Source organism: Burkholderia sp. MS455 (genome assembly GCF_016899445.1).
In the GTDB taxonomy this organism is placed as follows: Bacteria; Pseudomonadota; Gammaproteobacteria; order Burkholderiales; family Burkholderiaceae; genus Burkholderia; species Burkholderia pyrrocinia_C.
In genome coordinates, this window is sequence record NZ_CP041779.1 from 2,949,853 (window position 1) to 2,968,392 (window position 18,540).

The window sequence follows — 18,540 nt, forward strand, 5'->3', positions numbered from 1 at the left end:
GCCAGCGGCAAAACCGGACGGAAAACGGCGCGCAGGGCACGCCGTCCGACATCACTCGCCGCGTCGCGGCTCGAACACGAACGGCTGGGTCAGCAGGAACGGATTCGCGGTCGCGCCCGTCTGCGCGCAGGTCGCGTGCGTCATCGCGTCGACGGCCGCACGATCGGCGGCCGCATTGCGGCTGCTCGTCGTCACGGTGACGTTCTGCGCTTCGCCGGACGTCGTCATCAGCGCGCGCACGAGCACGGTCGCCGGGCGCGTGAGCGGCTTCGCGGTGTCCGGATAGACGGCGCGCGGAATGTGGCAGGTCAGCTTGCTTTCCTGCGACGACGACAGCATCGCGCAGCCGGAAAACAGCATCGCGACGGCGGGCAGGATCAGGTAGGTCGAGCGAATGGCCATGGTCGAATATCGTTCTTCATCACTGTTCTGGACGAACGCGCCGCGCACCGGAAGACCTCGCTCCCGCATCACGTGCGTCGCACTGCGCCGCGGCCATCGGACCGGCGCCCCGTTACGGCCGCACGGCCGATCGATGCTCGGCCGCGATCCTGCCCTGGCGGGGTTCCTGGATAGCCGGGGTGGCCCGCGCTCACGCCGGGCCCCGTGCCACATGCGGGCCGGCTCGCGAGCGCTTGCGCGCATTGTGCACGCGCCACGCGGCCAGCGGCGCCGATTTGACAATGGTTGACGCGAATCGACGCGCCTTCGGCCGGAATCCGCGCCATTCGCGAGGTAATCGATACCCGGCCGAATTCACGCGGTTCACGCAAGGCCGATCTGTCCGGCGGCGGCCCCTGCCGGGCGCCGCGACGCGGCAAACGCCGGAATGCCCCGTTCCGGCGGCCGCTGCGCGTTTTAATCCGAGTCGTCGTCGTCCGAGTCGTCTGCCGCATCGGCCGGCACTTCCCCGTACTTCGCGACAACGGCCGCCTTGAACACCTTCAGCGCCGGTTGCTGGTCGCACAACTTGTACAGCAACGCCAGTTGTTGCGGCCAGTCCTTCAGTTCCTTCGCAAACACATGCAGGCGCGCGACGGTATCGAGCGCGTCGGCCTCGCGGCCTGCCAGCGCCTGCAGCGCCGCATAGCGGCGCAGCACCGTCTCGCCGGGCAGCAGCGCGATCGCGCGCTCATGGGCGGCGAGCTTGGCCGGCAGGTCTTCCGGCGAAATCGTCAGCAGCGTCGCCGCGCCGTAATCGCCCCACGCGCCGAACAGCAGCGACGGCGCGTCGCGATACTGCGCGGCCGGGTCGCTGCCGTAATACAGCACTTCCGCGCGCTGGTAGTCGCGCAGCACGGGCACCGCCGCCAGCACGCCGCCGAACGACAGCACCGCGAACAGACCGAACGCCGCGCGGCCCGGCAGGATGCGCAGCGGCTTCACGTCGAGCAACCCGATCACGAACATCGCCGGCAGCAGGAAGAACATGTACTGCTGCGGATACTCGACGAGCGCATGCATCAGCAGGATGCCGATCAGCGCGAAACCGAACACGCGCGTGCTCGACTGCGGCGCGCGCAGCGCACGCACGAACCACATCACGAGCGTGACGGCGAGCACGCCAAGGCCGGCGAGCCCCGACTTCGCGAGCAGGTCGATGAAGATGTCGTGCGAGTTGTTCGCGATCTCGACGCCGCCGAGCGTGCGCACGAGCGCAAACTGGTGCGACGGGAATTCACCCCAGCCGACGCCGAGCAGCGGATGCTCGCGGAACATCGCGAGCCCGTACTTCCACAGGGCGAGGCGCGGCGCGATCTGCCCCGCATCGCGCATCCGGTCGGCCGCCGACTCCGCGAGATTCAGGTGATAGTGCACGTTGGCCCAGCGCACCGCGACGTTCACCGCGATGAACGCAACCGCGAGCACGACCGGCATCAGCCACGCACGCGTATTGCCCGGCGCACGGCGCGATTCGAGCCACGCCATCCAGAAGCCCGCGACGACCATCACCGCGACCTGCAGCCACGGCCCGCGCGACACCGTCAGCGCGAGACCGACCGACAGCACGATCGACAGCACGAACCACGCCCATACCGCGAGCCGGCGCGTCTGCACGAGATACAGCGCGCCCGCGAGCGCGAACGCGATGTAGGTGGCCAGATGGTTCGCCTGCGCCATGTTGCCGTACGGGCGGCGATCGACCGCGATGTTGTACATCACGACGAACGGCGATACGGTCGACTCGAGGTGAAACAACTGCACGATCTGCGTTCCGACCGCGAACACGCCGCCGACGAGGAGCGCACCGGCCATCATCCGCGAGACGACTTCGGCCAACCCGTCGCGCGCGAGCGCGTAGCCGGCCTGCATCGCGACCAGCGCGGCGGCGAGATAGCCGAGCGCCAGCCAGTTCATCGACGGCACCTTGAGCGACATCAGCGCGACCTGCGCGATCAGCACCGCGGCGAACCCGAGCGGCACGACGAACGCGGCCGGCGCGGCAAACGGCTCGGCCGCTCGGCTCGTCCGCACGAGCAGGACGACCGACAGCCCCACCAGCAGATACAGCACCAGCGCGGAAAATTCGGAATAGAAGGTCGGGATCGGATACGTGTGATTCGTGATCGCGTACGGCACGATCAGGGCGACAGCCAGCGCAACGAGCGACAACGAACGGGAAAAAGTAGAAGGCATGAGCGAACCGGATGTCAGCAACCGGCGCACTATACAAAACTTTCCCCCCTCTGTGCGGGGCCGTCGCTCGGCCACCCGACTCGGCGCGATCGGGCCGGCCGGCCGAAGCGACGGCCGGCGTGCCGCGCGCGCCGCCGCCCTCCTCCTCCGCGGGCGCTACGCGCGACACTCCGCGGGCGCATATTTCGCAGGCAGCGTCGCGGCGGTGCCCGGCAGCGGCCCGGCCCCCGGCGCCGGCAGCGACGACGCATCCTTGCCGGCGGCGAAGCATTCCCATGCAATCGCACCGGCTTGCATCGCGCCCTTTTTGAGCGCCACGCGCGCGGTGGGCGCATCGGCCTTGTCGGGCGCGGACGGTATGAGTACCAGCGTATTCGTGCCGGCCGCGGCGACGCGGGTCGTAAACGCGACCGTGATCTGGCCGGTCTCGCCGTCGATGGCAACCGATTCGACGTTGCGGGTCGCGGCCGGCGGGCTGTAGCCGCCGTCGAGGCTCGCGCCGCTCGCCGCGTTGTCGGCGACCGCGAGCCGCGCGGACGACGCGAGCGCGAGCCCCTCGCCGACGCGCGAACGCGCGAGGTAATCCTGGTACGCAGGAATCGCATAGGCCGCGACGACGCCGACGATCGCCAGCACGATCATCAGCTCGATCAGCGTGAAGCCGGCCGGCCGCCAGCGCGGCGACGGCCGGTTCGCGCGCCGCAGATCGGCGGCAACGCGACGGAACAGTGAAACGGAAAAGGCTTCGAACATGGCAGGCTCCGGAAACGAAAAACGCCTGCCGGTAAAGGCAGGCGTCTCGATCGTAGCCAGCGGGCCGCGATTCCGGCAGTCGGCCGGACGGCCAACGTCAGTGCGCTTCCGGTGCGCCGCGGCGGCGCCTGAGCGCGTAACCGGCCGCCACGACGAACAGTGCGCCGGCCATGCTCGCACCGTAGATCGCTGGTGGCGTGTCGAGCACCGGCCAGCGATCGCCGACCGGGTCGTTCACGATCAGCCCGCCCGCGATCCAGCCGAGCAGCGCGGCGCCAAGCGTCACGACGATGGGGAAGCGGTCGAGCATTTTCAGGACCAGCGTGCTGCCCCACACGATGATCGGCACGCTGACGACGAGCCCGAAGATCACGAGCGCGATCCGGTGCGACGGGTCGGCCTGCTCGGCCGCGCCGGCGATCGCGATCACGTTGTCGAGGCTCATCACCGCATCGGCGATCACGATCGTCTTCACGGCGTCCCACAGCCGGTCGGCCGGCTTGATGTGATCGTGCGCGTCGGCGGCCGGCGCCATCAGCTTGACGCCGATCCACAGCAGCAGCAGCCCGCCGCCGATCTTCAGGAACGGTACGTCGAGCAGCGCGACCGCGAACGTGATCAGCGCGACGCGCAGCAGGATCGCCCCCGCGGTGCCCCAGACGACGCCGCGCAGCCGCTGGTTCGCCGGCAGGTTGCGGCACGCGAGCGCGATCACGACCGCGTTGTCGCCGCCGAGCAGGATGTCGATGATGACGATCTGGAGAACGGCGCCCCAGTGCAGCGACGTCAGGAATTCGAGCATGGGGGGATATGCAGGATATGGCCACCCGGCGGGCGACCCGGTTCATCGCCGGCACATGCGCGATGCATGCCCGGTGCTTACGAATTCATTGCGCGAGCATAACAAAAAACGCCGGCAAAGCCGGCGTTTTCTGCAGGACGAACCCAGGGGAAATATTACAGCGCCTTCTTCAGCAGACGGCCCATTTCCGACGGGTTGCGCGTGACGGTGATGCCGCACGCTTCCATGATTTCCAGCTTCGCTTCGGCCGTATCCGCACCGCCCGAGATCAGCGCGCCGGCGTGGCCCATGCGCTTGCCCGGAGGCGCCGTGACACCCGCGATGAAGCCGACGACCGGCTTCTTCATGTTGTCCTTGATCCACTCGGCGGCGTTGGCTTCGTCCGGACCGCCGATTTCGCCGATCATCACGACTGCGTCCGTATCCGGATCGTCGTTGAACATCTTCATCACGTCGATGTGCTTCAGACCGTTGATCGGGTCGCCGCCGATACCGACTGCCGACGACTGGCCGAGGCCGAGTGCCGTCAACTGCGCAACCGCTTCGTACGTCAGCGTGCCCGAACGCGACACGACGCCGATGCGGCCCTTGCGGTGGATGTGACCCGGCATGATGCCGATCTTTAGTTCGTCCGGCGTGATCGTGCCCGGGCAGTTCGGCCCGAGCAGAAGCGTCTTGCGGCCTTCGCGACGCATGCGGTCCTTCACTTCGATCATGTCGCGCACGGGAATGCCTTCCGTGATGCAGATCGCGAGATCGAGGTCGGCTTCGACCGCTTCCCAGATCGCAGCGGCTGCGCCTGCCGGCGGAACGTAGATGACCGACACGGTCGCGCCGGTTTCTTCCTTCGCTTCCTTGACGCTTGCGTAGATCGGAATGCCTTCGAAATCTTCGCCGGCCTTCTTCGGGTTCACGCCCGCGACGAATGCTTCGCGGCCGTTTGCATATTCACGGCAGGCGCGCGTATGGAACTGACCGGTTTTGCCGGTGATGCCCTGCGTGATGACCTTCGTGTCCTTGTTGATCAGAATCGACATGTATTTTGACCTCTGTTCGATTGGCGTCGCGTATGAACCGCGCCGCCATGCGTGTTCATTAGCGCGCGCTTACTTGCCTGCGGCTGCCGCGACGACCTTCTGCGCAGCCTCTTCCATGCTGTCCGCCGAGATGATCGGCAGACCCGAATCGGCCAGCATCTTCTTGCCGAGGTCCTCGTTCGTGCCCTTCATGCGCACGACGAGCGGCACGTTCAGGTTCACGGCCTTCGAACCGGCGATCACGCCTTCCGCGATCACGTCGCAGCGCATGATGCCGCCGAAGATGTTCACGAGGATCGCCTTCAGATCCGGGTTCTTCAGCATCAGCTTGAACGCTTCCGTGACCTTCTCGGTGGTCGCGCCACCGCCGACGTCCAGGAAGTTCGCCGGCTCGCCGCCGAACAGCTTGATGGTGTCCATCGTCGCCATCGCGAGGCCTGCGCCGTTCACGAGACAGCCGATGTTGCCGTCGAGCGAGATGTACGCGAGGTCGAACTTCGACGCTTCGATTTCAGCCGGATCTTCTTCGTCCAGGTCGCGGTAAGCGACGATTTCCGGGTGGCGGAACAGCGCGTTCGAGTCGAAGTTGAACTTCGCGTCGAGTGCGATGACCTTGCCGTCGCCGGAAACGTTCAGCGGGTTGATTTCAGCCAGCGACGCGTCGGTTTCCCAGAATGCCTTGTACAGGCCTTGCAGGATGGCGCGCGCTTGCGGGATCGAAGCGGCCGGCACGCCGATCTTCGCGGCGAGGTCGTCGGCCTGGGCGTCGAGCAGGCCCGTCGACGGCTCGACGATGACCTTGTGGATCAGTTCCGGGTGCTTTTCGGCGACTTCTTCGATGTCCATCCCGCCTTCGCTCGAACCCATCAGGACGATCTTTTGCGAGATGCGATCGACGACGAGGCTGACATACAGTTCCTGCTTGATGTCCGCGCCTTCTTCGATCATCAGACGGTTGACCTTCTGGCCTTCCGGACCGGTCTGGTGCGTGACGAGCTGCATGCCGAGGATCTGGTTCGCGTATTCGCGCACCTGCTCGATCGACTTCGCCACCTTCACGCCACCGCCTTTGCCGCGGCCACCCGCGTGAATCTGAGCCTTGACGACCCACACCGGGCCGCCGAGCTCTTCCGCCACCTTGACGGCCTCGTCCACCGAGAACGCCGGCTTGCCGCGCGGTACCGCGACTCCGAATTTCCGCAGGATTTCCTTACCCTGGTACTCGTGAATCTTCATGCGTGATTCCCTTCAGTCTGAGAGTTGGATGAAAAGTCGCTTAAGACGCTTCTTCGAATGATTTCCGTTCATTCCTTCGTGCTGCCGTCGACAGGCACGTCCGGCCGACTCGCGCCATACCAGCGCGGGTAGTACTGCCGCACGACCTCGCCGTCGAACCGCAGCGCGCGGCAGCGGCCGAGCTGGAAAGGCGGTTCGTCGCGCACGCCGTCGTGATCCGGCCCTTCGCCGCCCTCCTCGCGCACGTTCCACACGTCACCGGCGAACGCCTGGATCGCTGCCGTCGGCAGCACGGCGCACAGTTCGGTGAGATGGGAGCAGCCTGCGACACCGGACAGCAGTCGGTTCGCATCGCGGCGGAAATGGCGGAAGAGATTGAGCCCGATGAGGGCCCGATAGGCGGGAGGGGCGGATTGACACTGACCGGGATAGGGCACCCATTCCGAAGACGCTTCAGCGTCGACGACATTGAGTTCACGATCGACAGTCACGCGCAGCCAGAGTTCGTGGATCGGCAGGCCCTGGGGCCGGATGCCCGACGCAAGCGCGACATCGCGCGGCTTGTGGTCGGTCAGGCAGGCTTCGATGTCCCACAAGCCGTCGCCGCGCTCGTAAGCTTCCGCTCGGATTGCGCGTCGATGTCGCAACTGACGGGGCACGGGCTCGGATAGCGGCATGCTGGAGGTTGAGGCCGAAGAGGAAAACCCACGGATTTTAGCATATTGGGTATTTGAGACAGTTTGACGCGACGGCGGGTATTCCCGCCTGTCCGGGAGCGGTTGCGTTGCAGCAAAATCGCGCGCCACGCGCGCGACCGGAGCGCTCAATCGTCGATCGGGAAATCGTCGCCGACCTTCAGCAACTTCACGATGGTCGCGCTCGAGAAGCCGCGCGCGGCGAGAAAGCGCGCCTGCTTCGCACGCTCGGCCGGCGTTTGCGGCAATGCACCGAATTTCTTGCGCCAGACCGCCTGCGCGCGCGCCCATTCGGTCTCGCGTAGCTGCGCGTTCACTTCCTCGACGAGCGTGTCGCCGACCGCATGACGCTTCAGCTCGCTGACGATGCGCGCGACACCGACGCGCGACGCACGACGATGCACGAGGCTCTCGGCGAAACGCGCGTCGGACAGCCAGCCTTCCTTCTCCAGCCCATCGAGCACCGGTTCGACGGACTCGTCTTCGCCGACATACGGCGCGAGCTTGCGCGCGAGTTCCGTGCGGCTGTATTCGCGCCTGGACAGATAGCCGAGCGCGCGGCCCTTCAACGAACGCGGCGGCTTCGACGACTTGCGTTTGCCGGCGCCCGGATCGTCGCCGGAGGCAGCGCTTGAAGCAGCGCCGGACGCACGGCGCGTGCGGCGCGGATGCTGGCTGCTGCGCGTATAGACATCTTCCCTGGCAGGTGCCGACGCATCGGATGCGCGATCGCCCGGGAAGCTGACGCCGGACACACGACGGCGGGACCGGTCGTGCGCGTCGAACGATTCATCGTCATCGAACGGATCGTCCGGCGCGGCAATCTCAAACGAAACGAGGGCATCGTCAGATGCCCTCGTCGCGGTGCGGTTCGCGGCGTTGCTGCCAGCGACCCGCCGGTCGGCGCCCGAGGATCCGGCTCGCCGGCTGGAGCGACCCGCCGTTTCGGACGCGTCGCTCTCCTCCGGCTCGCCAGCCTGACCTCGGCGCCCCACCATCACTCTTCTTCGTCCATCGCCTCGACTTCGTTGCCTGCACCATCGGGCATTGCGACGACGCCGAGCGATTCGCGGATGCGGTTCTCGATCTCGCGAGCGATTTCCGGATTCTCGCGCAGGAATTCACGCGCGTTGTCCTTGCCCTGGCCGATCTTCTCGCCGTTGTAGCTGTACCAGGCGCCTGCCTTGTCGACGATCTTCGCCTGCACGCCGAGGTCGATGATTTCGCCCTGGCGCGAGATGCCCTCGCCATACAGGATGTCGAAGATCGCTTCGCGGAACGGCGGCGATACCTTGTTCTTGACGACCTTCACGCGGGTTTCGTTGCCGATCACCTCGTCGTTCTTCTTGATCGAGCCGATCCGGCGGATGTCGAGACGCACCGACGCATAGAACTTCAGCGCGTTGCCGCCCGTCGTGGTTTCCGGGTTGCCGAACATCACGCCGATCTTCATACGAATCTGGTTGATGAAGATCACGAGGCAGTTCGTGCGCTTGATCGTGCCGGTCAGCTTGCGCAGCGCCTGCGACATCAGGCGGGCCTGCAGGCCCGGCAGCGAATCGCCCATCTCGCCTTCGATTTCGGCCTTCGGCACGAGCGCCGCGACCGAGTCGATGACGATCATGTCGATCGAGCCCGAGCGCACCAGCGCATCGGTGATTTCCAGCGCCTGCTCGCCGGTGTCCGGCTGCGAGATCAGCAGTTCCGGCACGTTCACACCGAGCTTCGCTGCGTACTGAACGTCGAGCGCGTGCTCGGCGTCGATGAACGCGGCCGTGCCGCCGATCTTCTGCAGTTCGGCGATCACCTGCAGCGTGAGCGTGGTTTTACCGGACGATTCCGGACCGTAGATCTCGACCACCCGGCCGCGCGGCAGGCCGCCGACGCCGAGCGCGATGTCGAGCCCCAGCGAACCCGTGGAGACGACCTGGATGTCCTCGGCCACCTCGCCGTCGCCCATCCGCATGATCGACCCTTTGCCGAACTGCTTTTCGATCTGCGCGAGTGCGGCCGCCAGCGCCTTGCTCTTCTCGGCGGTCATCCCGGAGCCCTTCTTGCTTTCTTCCATGAATCGTCCTTTGCTATGATGAGCAGCGTCTGTTAAAGGCGCGCCCGCTTTCAAGCGCCGCCCACGAATGCAGACACTGTATAAAAAAACAGTGTTTTATGCAAGCCCGCAATGCAGGGCGTTGTACACGAATAACTTCGGAGACAGCCGCGCCGGCGCGAACACCCTGCCGGCCATCGGTCAGCAACATGCGAATTCTCATCGCCGAAGACGACAGCATACTCGCGGACGGCCTCACTCGGTCACTCCGCCAATCGGGCTATGCGGTCGACCACGTGAAGAACGGCGTCGATGCCGATACGGCGCTGTCGATGCAGACATTCGACCTGCTGATCCTCGATCTCGGGCTGCCGAAAATGTCCGGGCTCGACGTGCTCAAGCGCCTGCGCGCCCGCAATTCCAACCTCCCCGTGCTGATCCTGACCGCCGCCGACAGCGTCGACGAGCGCGTGAAGGGCCTCGATCTCGGCGCGGACGATTACATGGCCAAGCCGTTCGCACTCAACGAACTCGAAGCGCGCGTGCGCGCACTGACCCGGCGCGGCGCGGGCGGCGGCCCGACCGTCGTGCGGCACGGCTCGCTCGCGTTCGACCAGGTCGGCCGCATCGCGTACGCGAACGATCACGTGCTCGATCTGTCCGCGCGCGAACTCGGCCTGCTCGAGGTGCTGCTGCAGCGGATCGGCCGGCTCGTATCGAAGGAGCAGCTCGTCGACCATCTGTGCGAATGGGGCGAGGAAGTCAGCAACAACGCGATCGAAGTCTACGTGCACCGGCTGCGCAAGAAGATCGAACCGAGCGGCGTCCGGATCTCGACCGTGCGCGGCCTCGGCTATTGCCTCGAAAAGGTCGCGCCCGCCGCGCCGGCCGACACCACAGCGCCCCAGCCCGCGACGGCCGGCACGCCGCTGCGCTGAAGCCGGGCGTCGCCGCGATGGCCACGCCGGCCCATTCCCGCCACCCGACCGGCGCGCCGTCGTCGGCCGCCGACGAGGCGCGCGACGCGCGCTACGAGAACCCGTTCGCGCCGCCCGACGAAACCGATGCGCCCGAGGCGCCGCGCCCGCGCTCGCTGTTCGGCGAAATCCTCGACTGGATGCTCGCGCCGCTGCTGCTGCTGTGGCCGATGAGCATCGCCGTCACCTATCTCGTCGCGAAGACGATCGCGAACGGCCCGTTCGACCGCGCGCTCGAGACCAACGCATACGTGCTTGCACGCCAGATCCACCCGGTGAACGGCGTCGCCGAGCTGACGCTGCCGGAGCAGACGCGCGACTTCCTGCGCGCGGACAACGTCGACAGCGTCTACTTCCAGGTGCTCGGCGCGCGCGGCGAGCTGGTCGCGGGCGAAGCCGACATGCCGCTGCCGCGCGACGAGGACCGCCCGCCGCCGGGCGTCGTCGTGTTTCGCGACGACCTGCTGCGCGGCAACGACGTGCGCGTCGCGTATACGACGGTCGCGCTGCCGCAGGCGAGCGGCACGCAGCCCGTGCTCGTGCAGGTCGGCGAGACGCTCGACAAGCGCAACGCGCTCGCGAACGACATCATCAAGGGCGTGATCCTGCCGCAATTCGTGATCCTGCCGCTCGCGATCCTGCTCGTCTGGTTCGGGCTGTCGCGCGGGCTCGCGCCGCTCAATGCGCTGCAGGCGCACATCCGTGCGCGGCGGCCCGACGACCTGTCGCCCGTCGAGGCGCAGCGCGCGCCGCCCGAGATCGAGCCGCTCGTCACGTCGTTCAACGACCTGCTCGCGCGTCTCGAACAGAACATGGCGCTGCAAAAGCGCTTCATCGCCGACGCCGCGCACCAGATGAAGACGCCGCTCGCGGGCTTGCGCACGCAGGCCGAATTCGCGCTGCGCCACCCCGTCCCGCCCGACGTGCAGCGCTCGCTCGAGCAGATCGCGACGAGCTCCGAGCAGGCCGCGCGGCTCGTCACGCAACTGCTTGCGCTCGCGCGCGCCGAGAACCGCGCGAGCGGGCTCACGTTCGAGCCGGTCGAGATCGCCGCGCTCGCGCGGCGCGCGGTGCGCGACTGGGTGCAGGCCGCGCTCGCGAAGCGGATGGATCTCGGCTACGAAGGCCCGCCGGACGACGCGCCGCTCGACGTCGACGGCAACCCGGTGATGCTGCGCGAGATGCTCGGCAACCTGATCGACAACGCGATCCGCTACACGCCGGAAGGCGGCCGCATCACGGTGCGCGTGCGCGCCGATCGCGCGGCGCGGCTCGCGCATCTCGAAGTCGAGGACACGGGGCCCGGCATCCCGGCCGCGGAACGCGAGCGCGTCGTCGAGCGCTTCTACCGGATCCTCGGCCGCGAAGGCGACGGCAGCGGCCTCGGGCTCGCGATCGTGCGCGAGATCGCTACGCAGCACGGCGGCACGCTGACGCTCGACGATCACGTCTACCAGCAGGCGCCGCGCCTCGCCGGCACGCTCGTGCGCGTCAGCCTGCCGCTGGCGGAAACCGCTCCGGATTAACCCTGACGCGCACCGCGGCAACGCGCCACGATCGCACCGAAACCGGCATTTTGCCGGACGTTCGCACCACGATCGTCACGCGAAGCACCCGATTCGGCACGGGTTAACGCGCAGCCGTTTTGTGCGCGCGAGTCAGTGCGCCGTAAGTTTCCGTGCCAATAATCGTCGACAGGCCCGCCCACCCAAGGCGGCCGCATATCTATATCAAGGGACTTGGAGACGATTCATGGCAACGTTAGGCGGGCAAATTTCGCACGCGCCGATGACGGGCGAAGAGAAAAAGGTGATCTTCGCGTCGTCGCTCGGGACCGTGTTCGAGTGGTACGACTTTTACCTGGCCGGCTCACTCGCGGCCTACATCAGCAAGAGCTTCTTCTCCGGCGTCAATCCGACCGCCGCGTTCATCTTCACGCTGCTCGGCTTTGCGGCCGGCTTCGCGGTGCGGCCGTTCGGCGCGATCGTGTTCGGCCGGCTCGGCGACATGGTCGGACGCAAGCACACGTTCCTCGTGACGATCGTGATCATGGGCCTCTCGACGTTCGTGGTCGGCTTCCTGCCCGGCTATACGACGATCGGCATCGCCGCGCCGGTGATCTTCATCGCGATGCGGCTTCTGCAGGGCCTCGCGCTCGGCGGCGAGTACGGCGGTGCGGCGACCTACGTCGCCGAGCATGCGCCGGCGAACCGGCGCGGCTTCTACACCGCGTGGATCCAGACGACCGCGACGCTCGGCCTGTTCCTGTCGCTGCTCGTGATCCTCGGCGTGCGCACGTTCATCGGCGAGGAAGCGTTCGGCAACTGGGGCTGGCGCGTGCCGTTCGTCGCATCGATCGCGCTGCTCGCGGTGTCGGTGTGGATCCGGCTGCAGCTGAACGAATCGCCGGTGTTCCTGCGCATCAAGTCGGAAGGCAAGACGTCGAAGGCGCCGCTGACCGAAGCGTTCGGCCAGTGGAAGAACCTGAAGATCGTGATCCTCGCGCTCGTCGGCCTGACCGCCGGCCAGGCCGTCGTGTGGTACACGGGCCAGTTCTACGCGCTGTTCTTCCTCACGCAGACGCTGAAGGTCGACGGTGCAAGCGCGAACATCCTGATCGCGATCGCGCTCCTGATCGGCACGCCGTTCTTCCTGTTCTTCGGGTCGCTGTCGGACAAGATCGGCCGCAAACCGATCATCCTCGCGGGCTGCCTGATCGCGGCGCTGACCTACTTCCCGCTGTTCAAGGCGCTCACGCACTACGCGAACCCGCAGCTCGAGATCGCCACGCAGAAGGCACCGATCACCGTCGTCGCCGATCCGGCCACCTGCTCGTTCCAGTTCAACCCGGTGGGCACGTCGAAGTTCACGAATTCGTGCGACATCGCGAAGAGCGCGCTCGCGAAGGCCGGCCTGAACTACGAGAACGTCGCGGCACCGGCCGGCACGATGGCCGAAATCAAGGTCGGCGATACGGTGATCCCGGCGTATGACGGCAAGGCGGCCGACGCGAAGGCACAGGGCGCGGCGTTCGACAAGACGCTCGCATCGACGCTGAAGGGGGCCGGCTACCCGGCGAAGGCCGACCCGGCGCAGCTCAACTGGCCGATGACGATCGTGATCCTGACGATCCTCGTGATCTACGTGACGATGGTCTACGGGCCGATCGCCGCGATGCTGGTCGAGATGTTCCCGACGCGGATCCGCTATACGTCGATGTCGCTGCCGTATCACATCGGCAACGGCTGGTTCGGCGGCTTCCTGCCGGCAACCGCATTCGCGATCGTCGCGGCGAAGGGCAACATCTATTCGGGGCTCTGGTATCCGATCGTGATCGCGCTGGCCACGTTCGTGATCGGCCTGCTGTTCGTCAAGGAGACGAAGGACTCGAACATCTACGCGCAGGATTGATGTCGAGGCATGGGCGGTTGCCGGGCGCGTTCCGGTGACCGGCAACCGCCCTGCGACGAGGCCGGTACGGATCATCGGCAACTTTTTTCGGGGAAGATGAAAAAAGGTGTTGACAGCCTGACGGCCGATCTCCATAATTCATTTCTTCGGCGAATTAGCTCAGTCGGTTAGAGCGACGGAATCATAATCCGCAGGTCCGGGGTTCGAGTCCCTGATTCGCCACCAGTTGTAAAAAAGCCGCTGTTCCGCAAGGAACAGCGGCTTTTTCATTTGGCGTCGTCCGATTCGCGATCCTCTCGCGCCGCCCCCGCCGGCATGCGGCATTTCACGTGCCCTAGCGCACCGACGGCCCCCGCTTTGCGGACACAACGGCCGAATCCGCCGCGTCCCGGCTCGTTACGCCGCCACCGTCCCGCGCCGCTCCTCCGGCAACTGCCCGCGCACCTTCCCGCGCCAGTTCTCCCCACCTTCCAGCGCCGGTGTCGACTCGAACACCTCCGCGATCCAGTCGGCGAACACACGCACCTTCTGCGACAAATGCCGGTTGTGCGGATAGACGATCGAAATCGGCTTCGGCTTCGGATTGCAGTCCGGCAGCACCTCGACCAGCGATCCGTCGAGCAGGTTCGGCAGCACCATGAACAGCGTCGGCTGGATCATCCCGAACCCTTCGAGCCCGCACGTCACGTAGGCATCCGAATCGTTGACCGTGACCTCCCCGCTCATCCGCACCTCGACCGGCTTGCCGTCGATCATGAACACCCACGGAATCGCACGCGCGCCGTGGCTCGAACGGAAATTCACCGCATGATGTTCGGCAAGATCGGCAATCTCGTGCGGCTCGCCGTGACGCGCGACGTAATCGGGCGATGCACAGGTCACGCGCTTCAGCATCCCGATCCGTCGCGCGACCATCGACGAATCCTCGAGCGGCCCGACCCGGATCATGCAGTCGATGCCCTCCTCGACCGGATCCACGTAGCGGTCGGAAAGCCCCAGCTCGAGCGTGATGTCCGGATAGCGCTGCCGGAAAATCGACAGCGACGGCAGCACGATGCGCCGCCCGAGCGAACTCGGCATATGGACGCGCAGCACGCCGCTCGGCTTGCGGTTGCCGGTCTGGAAGCTCGCGTCGGCTTCCGCGATCTCCGCGATGATCTTCATGCAATGCTCGTAGTACGCGGCACCTTCCGGCGTCAACGACAGCCGGCGCGTCGTCCGGTGCATCAGGCGCACGCCGAGCAGCGCCTCGAGATTCTGGATGATGGTCGTCACCGACGCGCGCGGCATCGCGAGCGTGTCGGCCGCGCGCGTAAAGCTGTTCGCGTCGACCACACGGGTAAAAACTTCCATTGCCTGGATTCGGTCCATGCTGCCCCCCTTCGAATCGCCAACGGGACAGAATAGAGCGCGCGGCGGGCACGGCACAAGCCCCCACCCATTGTTCTCCAGCCCTGAATAGTCTCGGCATTTCGCACTGGAAAATGATCGGTTTTCGTTCAGTTCCACACAACAACCGCTCCGGCCCCGATCGCGCGCCGCGCGTTACCGCACGAACCGCTCCCGATACGCCTGCGGCGACACGCCCAGCACACGCACGAAGCTGCGCCGCAACGTCTCCTCCGAACCGAATCCGCACCGCGCGGCGATCCGCTTGACGGGCCATGTCGTTTCGCCGAGCAGGCGCTGCGCGGCCTCGACGCGGATCTGCTCGACCGCGCGCGCGGGCGTGCGGCCGGTTCCCGCGCGATAGTGGCGCACGAAGCTGCGTTCGCTCATGCGCACGCGCTCGGCCAGCGCGGGCACCGACAGGTCGGCCGCCAGGTGCTCGGCCATCCATGCATGCAATTCGCCGAACCGGTCGTCGGTACGCTGCATCGACAGCATCGCGCTGAACTGCGCCTGTCCGCCCGGACGCTTCAGGAACACGACGAGTTCGCGCGCGGCATCGAGCGCGGTCGCGCGGCCGAGATCCTCCTCGACCAGCGCGAGCGCGAGATCGATGCCGGCCGTCACGCCGGCCGACGTCCATAGCGCGCCCTCGCGGATGAAGATCGGATCGGCTTCGACGCGCACGTTCGGGTAGCGCGCCGCGAATTCGTCGCAGCGCGCCCAGTGCGTGACCGCACGCCGTCCGTCGAGCAGGCCGGCCTCGGCGAGCAGGAACGCGCCGGTGCAGACCGACGCAACGCGCCGCGCACGCTCCGCCTGCTGCCGCACCCAGCGCACCAGCCGGGCATCCTGCGATGCCGCGTGCACGCCCTTGCCGCCCGCGACGATCACCGTATCGGGACGGCGCGCGGCCGAGCGCAGCGACTCGGCCATCACGACGAGGCCCGACGACGTCTCGACGGGCCCGGCGTCGGCCGCGACGACACGCGGCGCATACGGCGCCGGCTGCCCACGCTCCAGCGCAAGTTCGTTGACGGACGCGAACACCTGCAGTGGCCCCGACACGTCGAGCAATTGTGCGCGGGGAAACGCAAGGACCAGGATCGAGCGCGGGACGGCAGGCATGGCGATTGGCTGAAAACGTGGGCGATATGGCAATTTCGCCAAACACTACGCACCTAGAATCGATCTGTCCATCGTGTGCCGGCAACGGCGCGCTCCTCTTCCACCCGGAGTCTTCGCATGACCCTGCATATCGGCCTTCTCGTGTTTCCCGGCGTTCAGCAACTCGATCTCACCGGCCCGCACGACGTGCTCGCGTCGCTGCCCGACGCGACCGTCCACCTGGTCTGGAAGTCGCGCGATGCCGTCGCGTCGAGCAGCGGCCTCGCGCTCGCGCCGACCTGCACGTTCGACGACTGCCCGCCGCTCGACGTGATCTGCGTGCCGGGCGGCATCGGGATCAACGACCTGCTGCTCGACGCCGAAACGATCGCGTTCGTGCAGCAGCGCGCCGCCACCGCGCGCTACGTGACGTCGGTCTGCACGGGCGCGCTGCTGCTCGGCGTGGCCGGCCTGCTGCGCGGTCGGCGTGCGACGACGCACTGGGCGTTCCACGCGCTGCTCGAACCGCTGGGCGCGGTGCCCGTGCGCGAGCGTGTCGTGCGCGACGGCAACCTGATCACCGGCGGCGGCGTAACGGCCGGCATCGACTTCGCGCTGACGATCGCCGCGGAGTTGGCCGGCGACGAAGAGGCGCAGGCGATCCAGCTTCAGCTCGAATACGCGCCTGCGCCGCCGTTCGACGCCGGCTCGCCCGACACCGCGCCGGCATCGGTCGTGAAGCGCGTCACCGAACGTTCGGCGGCCAGCTTTGCGAAACGCAAGCAGACAATCGAGCAGGCGCTGCGCGCGATGTCGCGCTGAATGAGGATGCCGGGGAATTGACCGGAAGACGACGCGCATTCGCGCCGGAAAACATATCGATGAACATCATCCGCAGCGCGGCATTCACCGCGGACCGCCCGTGGGGCGCGCTCGACATCGCGAACCTGAACGGCATCACGGTCCGCCTGCACTGGACCGACCAGCCGTATCGATGGCATGTGAACGATGGCGACGAAGTGTTCGCGGTGCTCAACGGCCGCGTCGAGATGCGCTACCGCGTAGCAGGCATCGAGCACGCGACGGTGCTCGAAACCGGCGACGTCTTCCACGCGACGGTCGGCACCGAGCACGTCGCGCATCCGCTCGGCGAAGCGCGCATCCTCGTGATCGAGACGGAAGGCAGCGTCTGACGGCGGGCCGCCGTGCGCCGTGCCGCGCGGCGGGTTTTACCCCGAGATCGTCCCCGTGCCCTGCGACGGGATCAGTTTCGGTTGCGGCGTGCACACGCACTGGCACAGGTCGTGTTCGAGCGCGACGACCTTGCCCATCACGGTCATCGTCCGCTCGCCGCCGTCCGACACGATCACGCCCGTCGTCTTGCACGCGGCGCAGAACACGGGCGCGCCGAGATAGGCGAGTTCGCGCCCGTCGAACGACGAATTGTCGATCCCTTCGAGCACCACGCCGCCGTGGTCGGTCGTGTCGCCCTTCAGAATGAATTTGCGGCTCATGATGTCGGTTCTTCCCTCGGAAACGCCGCGCCGCGCGGCGGCGAGGCCGCGCACGGGCAATCGGACACCGCCCGTCGATTGCGGGCGTCCCGCGAGGATATCACCGCTCGCGGCGGCCGCCGTCGCCCGCCCCGTCGAGTCAGTGCCAGACGGGCACCGGCAGACGGCGGTCAGATACGCATCGGTGCACTTGGACAGGAGGCAGTCGAGTCCTGCCGCGACCTGGCGATACGTCACGCCGCCGCTCGGACGAACAGCGCGATGCACAGCGCGGCGCCGCACAGATACGTGCCGATCGCGCCGATGAAACGCACGGGATTCGGCCTGGCCATCGTCGGCCACGCGAGCAATCCGATCACGAGCAGGCAGCGGCATGCGGTCGCCGCGACGATCAGCGACAGGATCGCGCGCGACGGATCGTGTGCGCCGAAATAGAGAAACAGCACCGCGAGAAACGGCGCGTATTCGGCCGTGTTGCCGTGCGCGCGCACGATCTTGTGCAACCCGTTCGTCGGATCGGGCGCACACCCGGATCCGGTGGTGCACCGGAAGCGCGTGACGGACACGACGAGTCCGAGCCCGAACAGCAGCAGCCCGAGGATGGCCGTGCAAACGAGTGCGACGGGATGGATCGGCATGGGAGTCCCGGCGAAAGCGGAAATGCGCCGCAGATCCGGCGATCCTACGCTCTGCCGGCGTGCACGGCTATCGCGGAAACCCGCAGCGTCGCCATGCGCCGGCCGCGATTTCGCGAACAGGATCCGGCCCGATTTGCCGCGATGCCGCACCGCACGAAACCGGTGCAGCGCCCCCTGCCCGGCCGCCCGGGCCTGCCCGCCGAAACCGTTGTCGCGCGAACGCCTAGGCACGGCACGCGCAAACGTTTCGCCGCGACGGCGTGCGCCGTCGCATCGCAACGCCGGTCGCCGCGCGTC

General features: G+C 67.0%; 18 protein-coding genes and 1 tRNA gene. 6 read left to right on the forward strand and 13 right to left on the reverse strand.

Going from position 1 to position 18,540, the window contains the following annotated elements:
* Positions 1-51 precede the first annotated feature (51 nt).
* The 9 genes from FPJ27_RS32705 to recA all read right to left on the reverse strand — a co-directional run bounded on the left by FPJ27_RS32705 (position 52) and on the right by recA (position 9,228).
* Positions 52-402: a TonB family protein gene (locus tag FPJ27_RS32705; RefSeq protein ID WP_034178929.1), complete on the reverse strand. Its 351-nt coding sequence runs from the start codon at positions 400-402 to the stop codon at positions 52-54.
* A gap of 456 nt (positions 403-858) precedes the next feature.
* Positions 859-2,637 (reverse strand): Wzy polymerase domain-containing protein, encoded by a 1,779-nt coding sequence (locus tag FPJ27_RS32710; RefSeq protein ID WP_204424386.1) that lies wholly within the window; start codon positions 2,635-2,637, stop codon positions 859-861.
* Between the two features lie 156 nt (positions 2,638-2,793).
* A complete protein-coding gene (locus FPJ27_RS32715; protein ID WP_072442728.1) occupies positions 2,794-3,390 on the reverse strand; it encodes a pilin in 597 nt (198 codons plus the stop codon).
* Positions 3,391-3,487: 97 nt separating this feature from the next.
* On the reverse strand, positions 3,488-4,192 hold the full coding sequence (locus tag FPJ27_RS32720; protein WP_204424388.1) for a TerC family protein: 705 nt from the start codon (positions 4,190-4,192) through the stop codon (positions 3,488-3,490).
* 155 nt (positions 4,193-4,347) lie between these two features.
* The gene (gene sucD / locus FPJ27_RS32725) at positions 4,348-5,229 is read right to left on the reverse strand and encodes a succinate--CoA ligase subunit alpha (RefSeq protein ID WP_072442724.1); all 882 of its coding nucleotides are present in this window, start codon (positions 5,227-5,229) and stop codon (positions 4,348-4,350) included.
* Between the two features lie 69 nt (positions 5,230-5,298).
* Positions 5,299-6,465: an ADP-forming succinate--CoA ligase subunit beta gene (sucC, locus tag FPJ27_RS32730; protein WP_006755512.1), complete on the reverse strand. Its 1,167-nt coding sequence runs from the start codon at positions 6,463-6,465 to the stop codon at positions 5,299-5,301.
* Between the two features lie 68 nt (positions 6,466-6,533).
* On the reverse strand, positions 6,534-7,142 hold the full coding sequence (locus FPJ27_RS32735; protein ID WP_204424390.1) for a DUF2889 domain-containing protein: 609 nt from the start codon (positions 7,140-7,142) through the stop codon (positions 6,534-6,536).
* Between the two features lie 146 nt (positions 7,143-7,288).
* On the reverse strand, positions 7,289-8,158 hold the full coding sequence (recX, locus tag FPJ27_RS32740) for a recombination regulator RecX (RefSeq protein WP_204424392.1): 870 nt from the start codon (positions 8,156-8,158) through the stop codon (positions 7,289-7,291).
* On the reverse strand, positions 8,158-9,228 hold the full coding sequence (gene recA / locus FPJ27_RS32745; protein ID WP_072443410.1) for a recombinase RecA: 1,071 nt from the start codon (positions 9,226-9,228) through the stop codon (positions 8,158-8,160). Before recA ends, recX begins: the two co-directional genes overlap by 1 nt.
* 188 nt (positions 9,229-9,416) lie before the next feature.
* Between recA and FPJ27_RS32750 the strand changes: the two genes are divergently transcribed.
* The 4 genes from FPJ27_RS32750 to FPJ27_RS32765 all read left to right on the forward strand — a co-directional run bounded on the left by FPJ27_RS32750 (position 9,417) and on the right by FPJ27_RS32765 (position 13,820).
* A complete protein-coding gene (locus FPJ27_RS32750) occupies positions 9,417-10,145 on the forward strand; it encodes a response regulator transcription factor (RefSeq protein ID WP_034178938.1) in 729 nt (242 codons plus the stop codon).
* 17 nt (positions 10,146-10,162) lie between these two features.
* A complete protein-coding gene (locus tag FPJ27_RS32755) occupies positions 10,163-11,710 on the forward strand; it encodes a sensor histidine kinase (RefSeq protein WP_072443413.1) in 1,548 nt (515 codons plus the stop codon).
* A 226-nt stretch (positions 11,711-11,936) separates the two neighbouring features.
* Positions 11,937-13,595 (forward strand): MFS transporter, encoded by a 1,659-nt coding sequence (locus tag FPJ27_RS32760; protein WP_072443415.1) that lies wholly within the window; start codon positions 11,937-11,939, stop codon positions 13,593-13,595.
* A 148-nt stretch (positions 13,596-13,743) separates the two neighbouring features.
* Positions 13,744-13,820, forward strand: a tRNA-Met gene (locus FPJ27_RS32765).
* Positions 13,821-13,991: 171 nt separating this feature from the next.
* Here FPJ27_RS32765 and FPJ27_RS32770 read toward each other — a convergent pair.
* Both FPJ27_RS32770 and FPJ27_RS32775 read right to left on the reverse strand, forming a co-directional pair.
* Positions 13,992-14,966, reverse strand: a complete 975-nt coding sequence (locus FPJ27_RS32770; protein ID WP_072443417.1) for a LysR family transcriptional regulator — start codon at positions 14,964-14,966, stop codon at positions 13,992-13,994.
* 174 nt (positions 14,967-15,140) lie between these two features.
* Entirely contained in the window at positions 15,141-16,112 is a 972-nt protein-coding gene (locus FPJ27_RS32775; protein ID WP_204424394.1) for a GlxA family transcriptional regulator, read from the reverse strand.
* A 117-nt stretch (positions 16,113-16,229) separates the two neighbouring features.
* Here FPJ27_RS32775 and FPJ27_RS32780 point away from each other — a divergent pair, with 117 nt between their 5' ends.
* Both FPJ27_RS32780 and FPJ27_RS32785 read left to right on the forward strand, forming a co-directional pair.
* A complete protein-coding gene (locus FPJ27_RS32780) occupies positions 16,230-16,913 on the forward strand; it encodes a DJ-1/PfpI family protein (protein ID WP_204424397.1) in 684 nt (227 codons plus the stop codon).
* 59 nt (positions 16,914-16,972) lie between these two features.
* Positions 16,973-17,284 carry a cupin gene (locus tag FPJ27_RS32785; RefSeq protein ID WP_204424400.1) on the forward strand — a complete coding sequence of 104 codons (312 nt, stop codon included), beginning with the start codon at positions 16,973-16,975 and terminating at the stop codon, positions 17,282-17,284.
* 36 nt (positions 17,285-17,320) lie between these two features.
* Here FPJ27_RS32785 and FPJ27_RS32790 read toward each other — a convergent pair whose 3' ends face one another.
* Both FPJ27_RS32790 and FPJ27_RS32795 read right to left on the reverse strand, forming a co-directional pair.
* Complete coding sequence (locus FPJ27_RS32790) at positions 17,321-17,605, reverse strand: PAAR domain-containing protein (RefSeq protein ID WP_204424403.1); 285 nt, start codon at positions 17,603-17,605, stop codon at positions 17,321-17,323.
* A gap of 233 nt (positions 17,606-17,838) precedes the next feature.
* Positions 17,839-18,243, reverse strand: coding sequence for an MAPEG family protein (locus FPJ27_RS32795; protein WP_072443518.1), 405 nt, complete (start codon positions 18,241-18,243; stop codon positions 17,839-17,841).
* Positions 18,244-18,540: the final 297 nt, after the last annotated feature.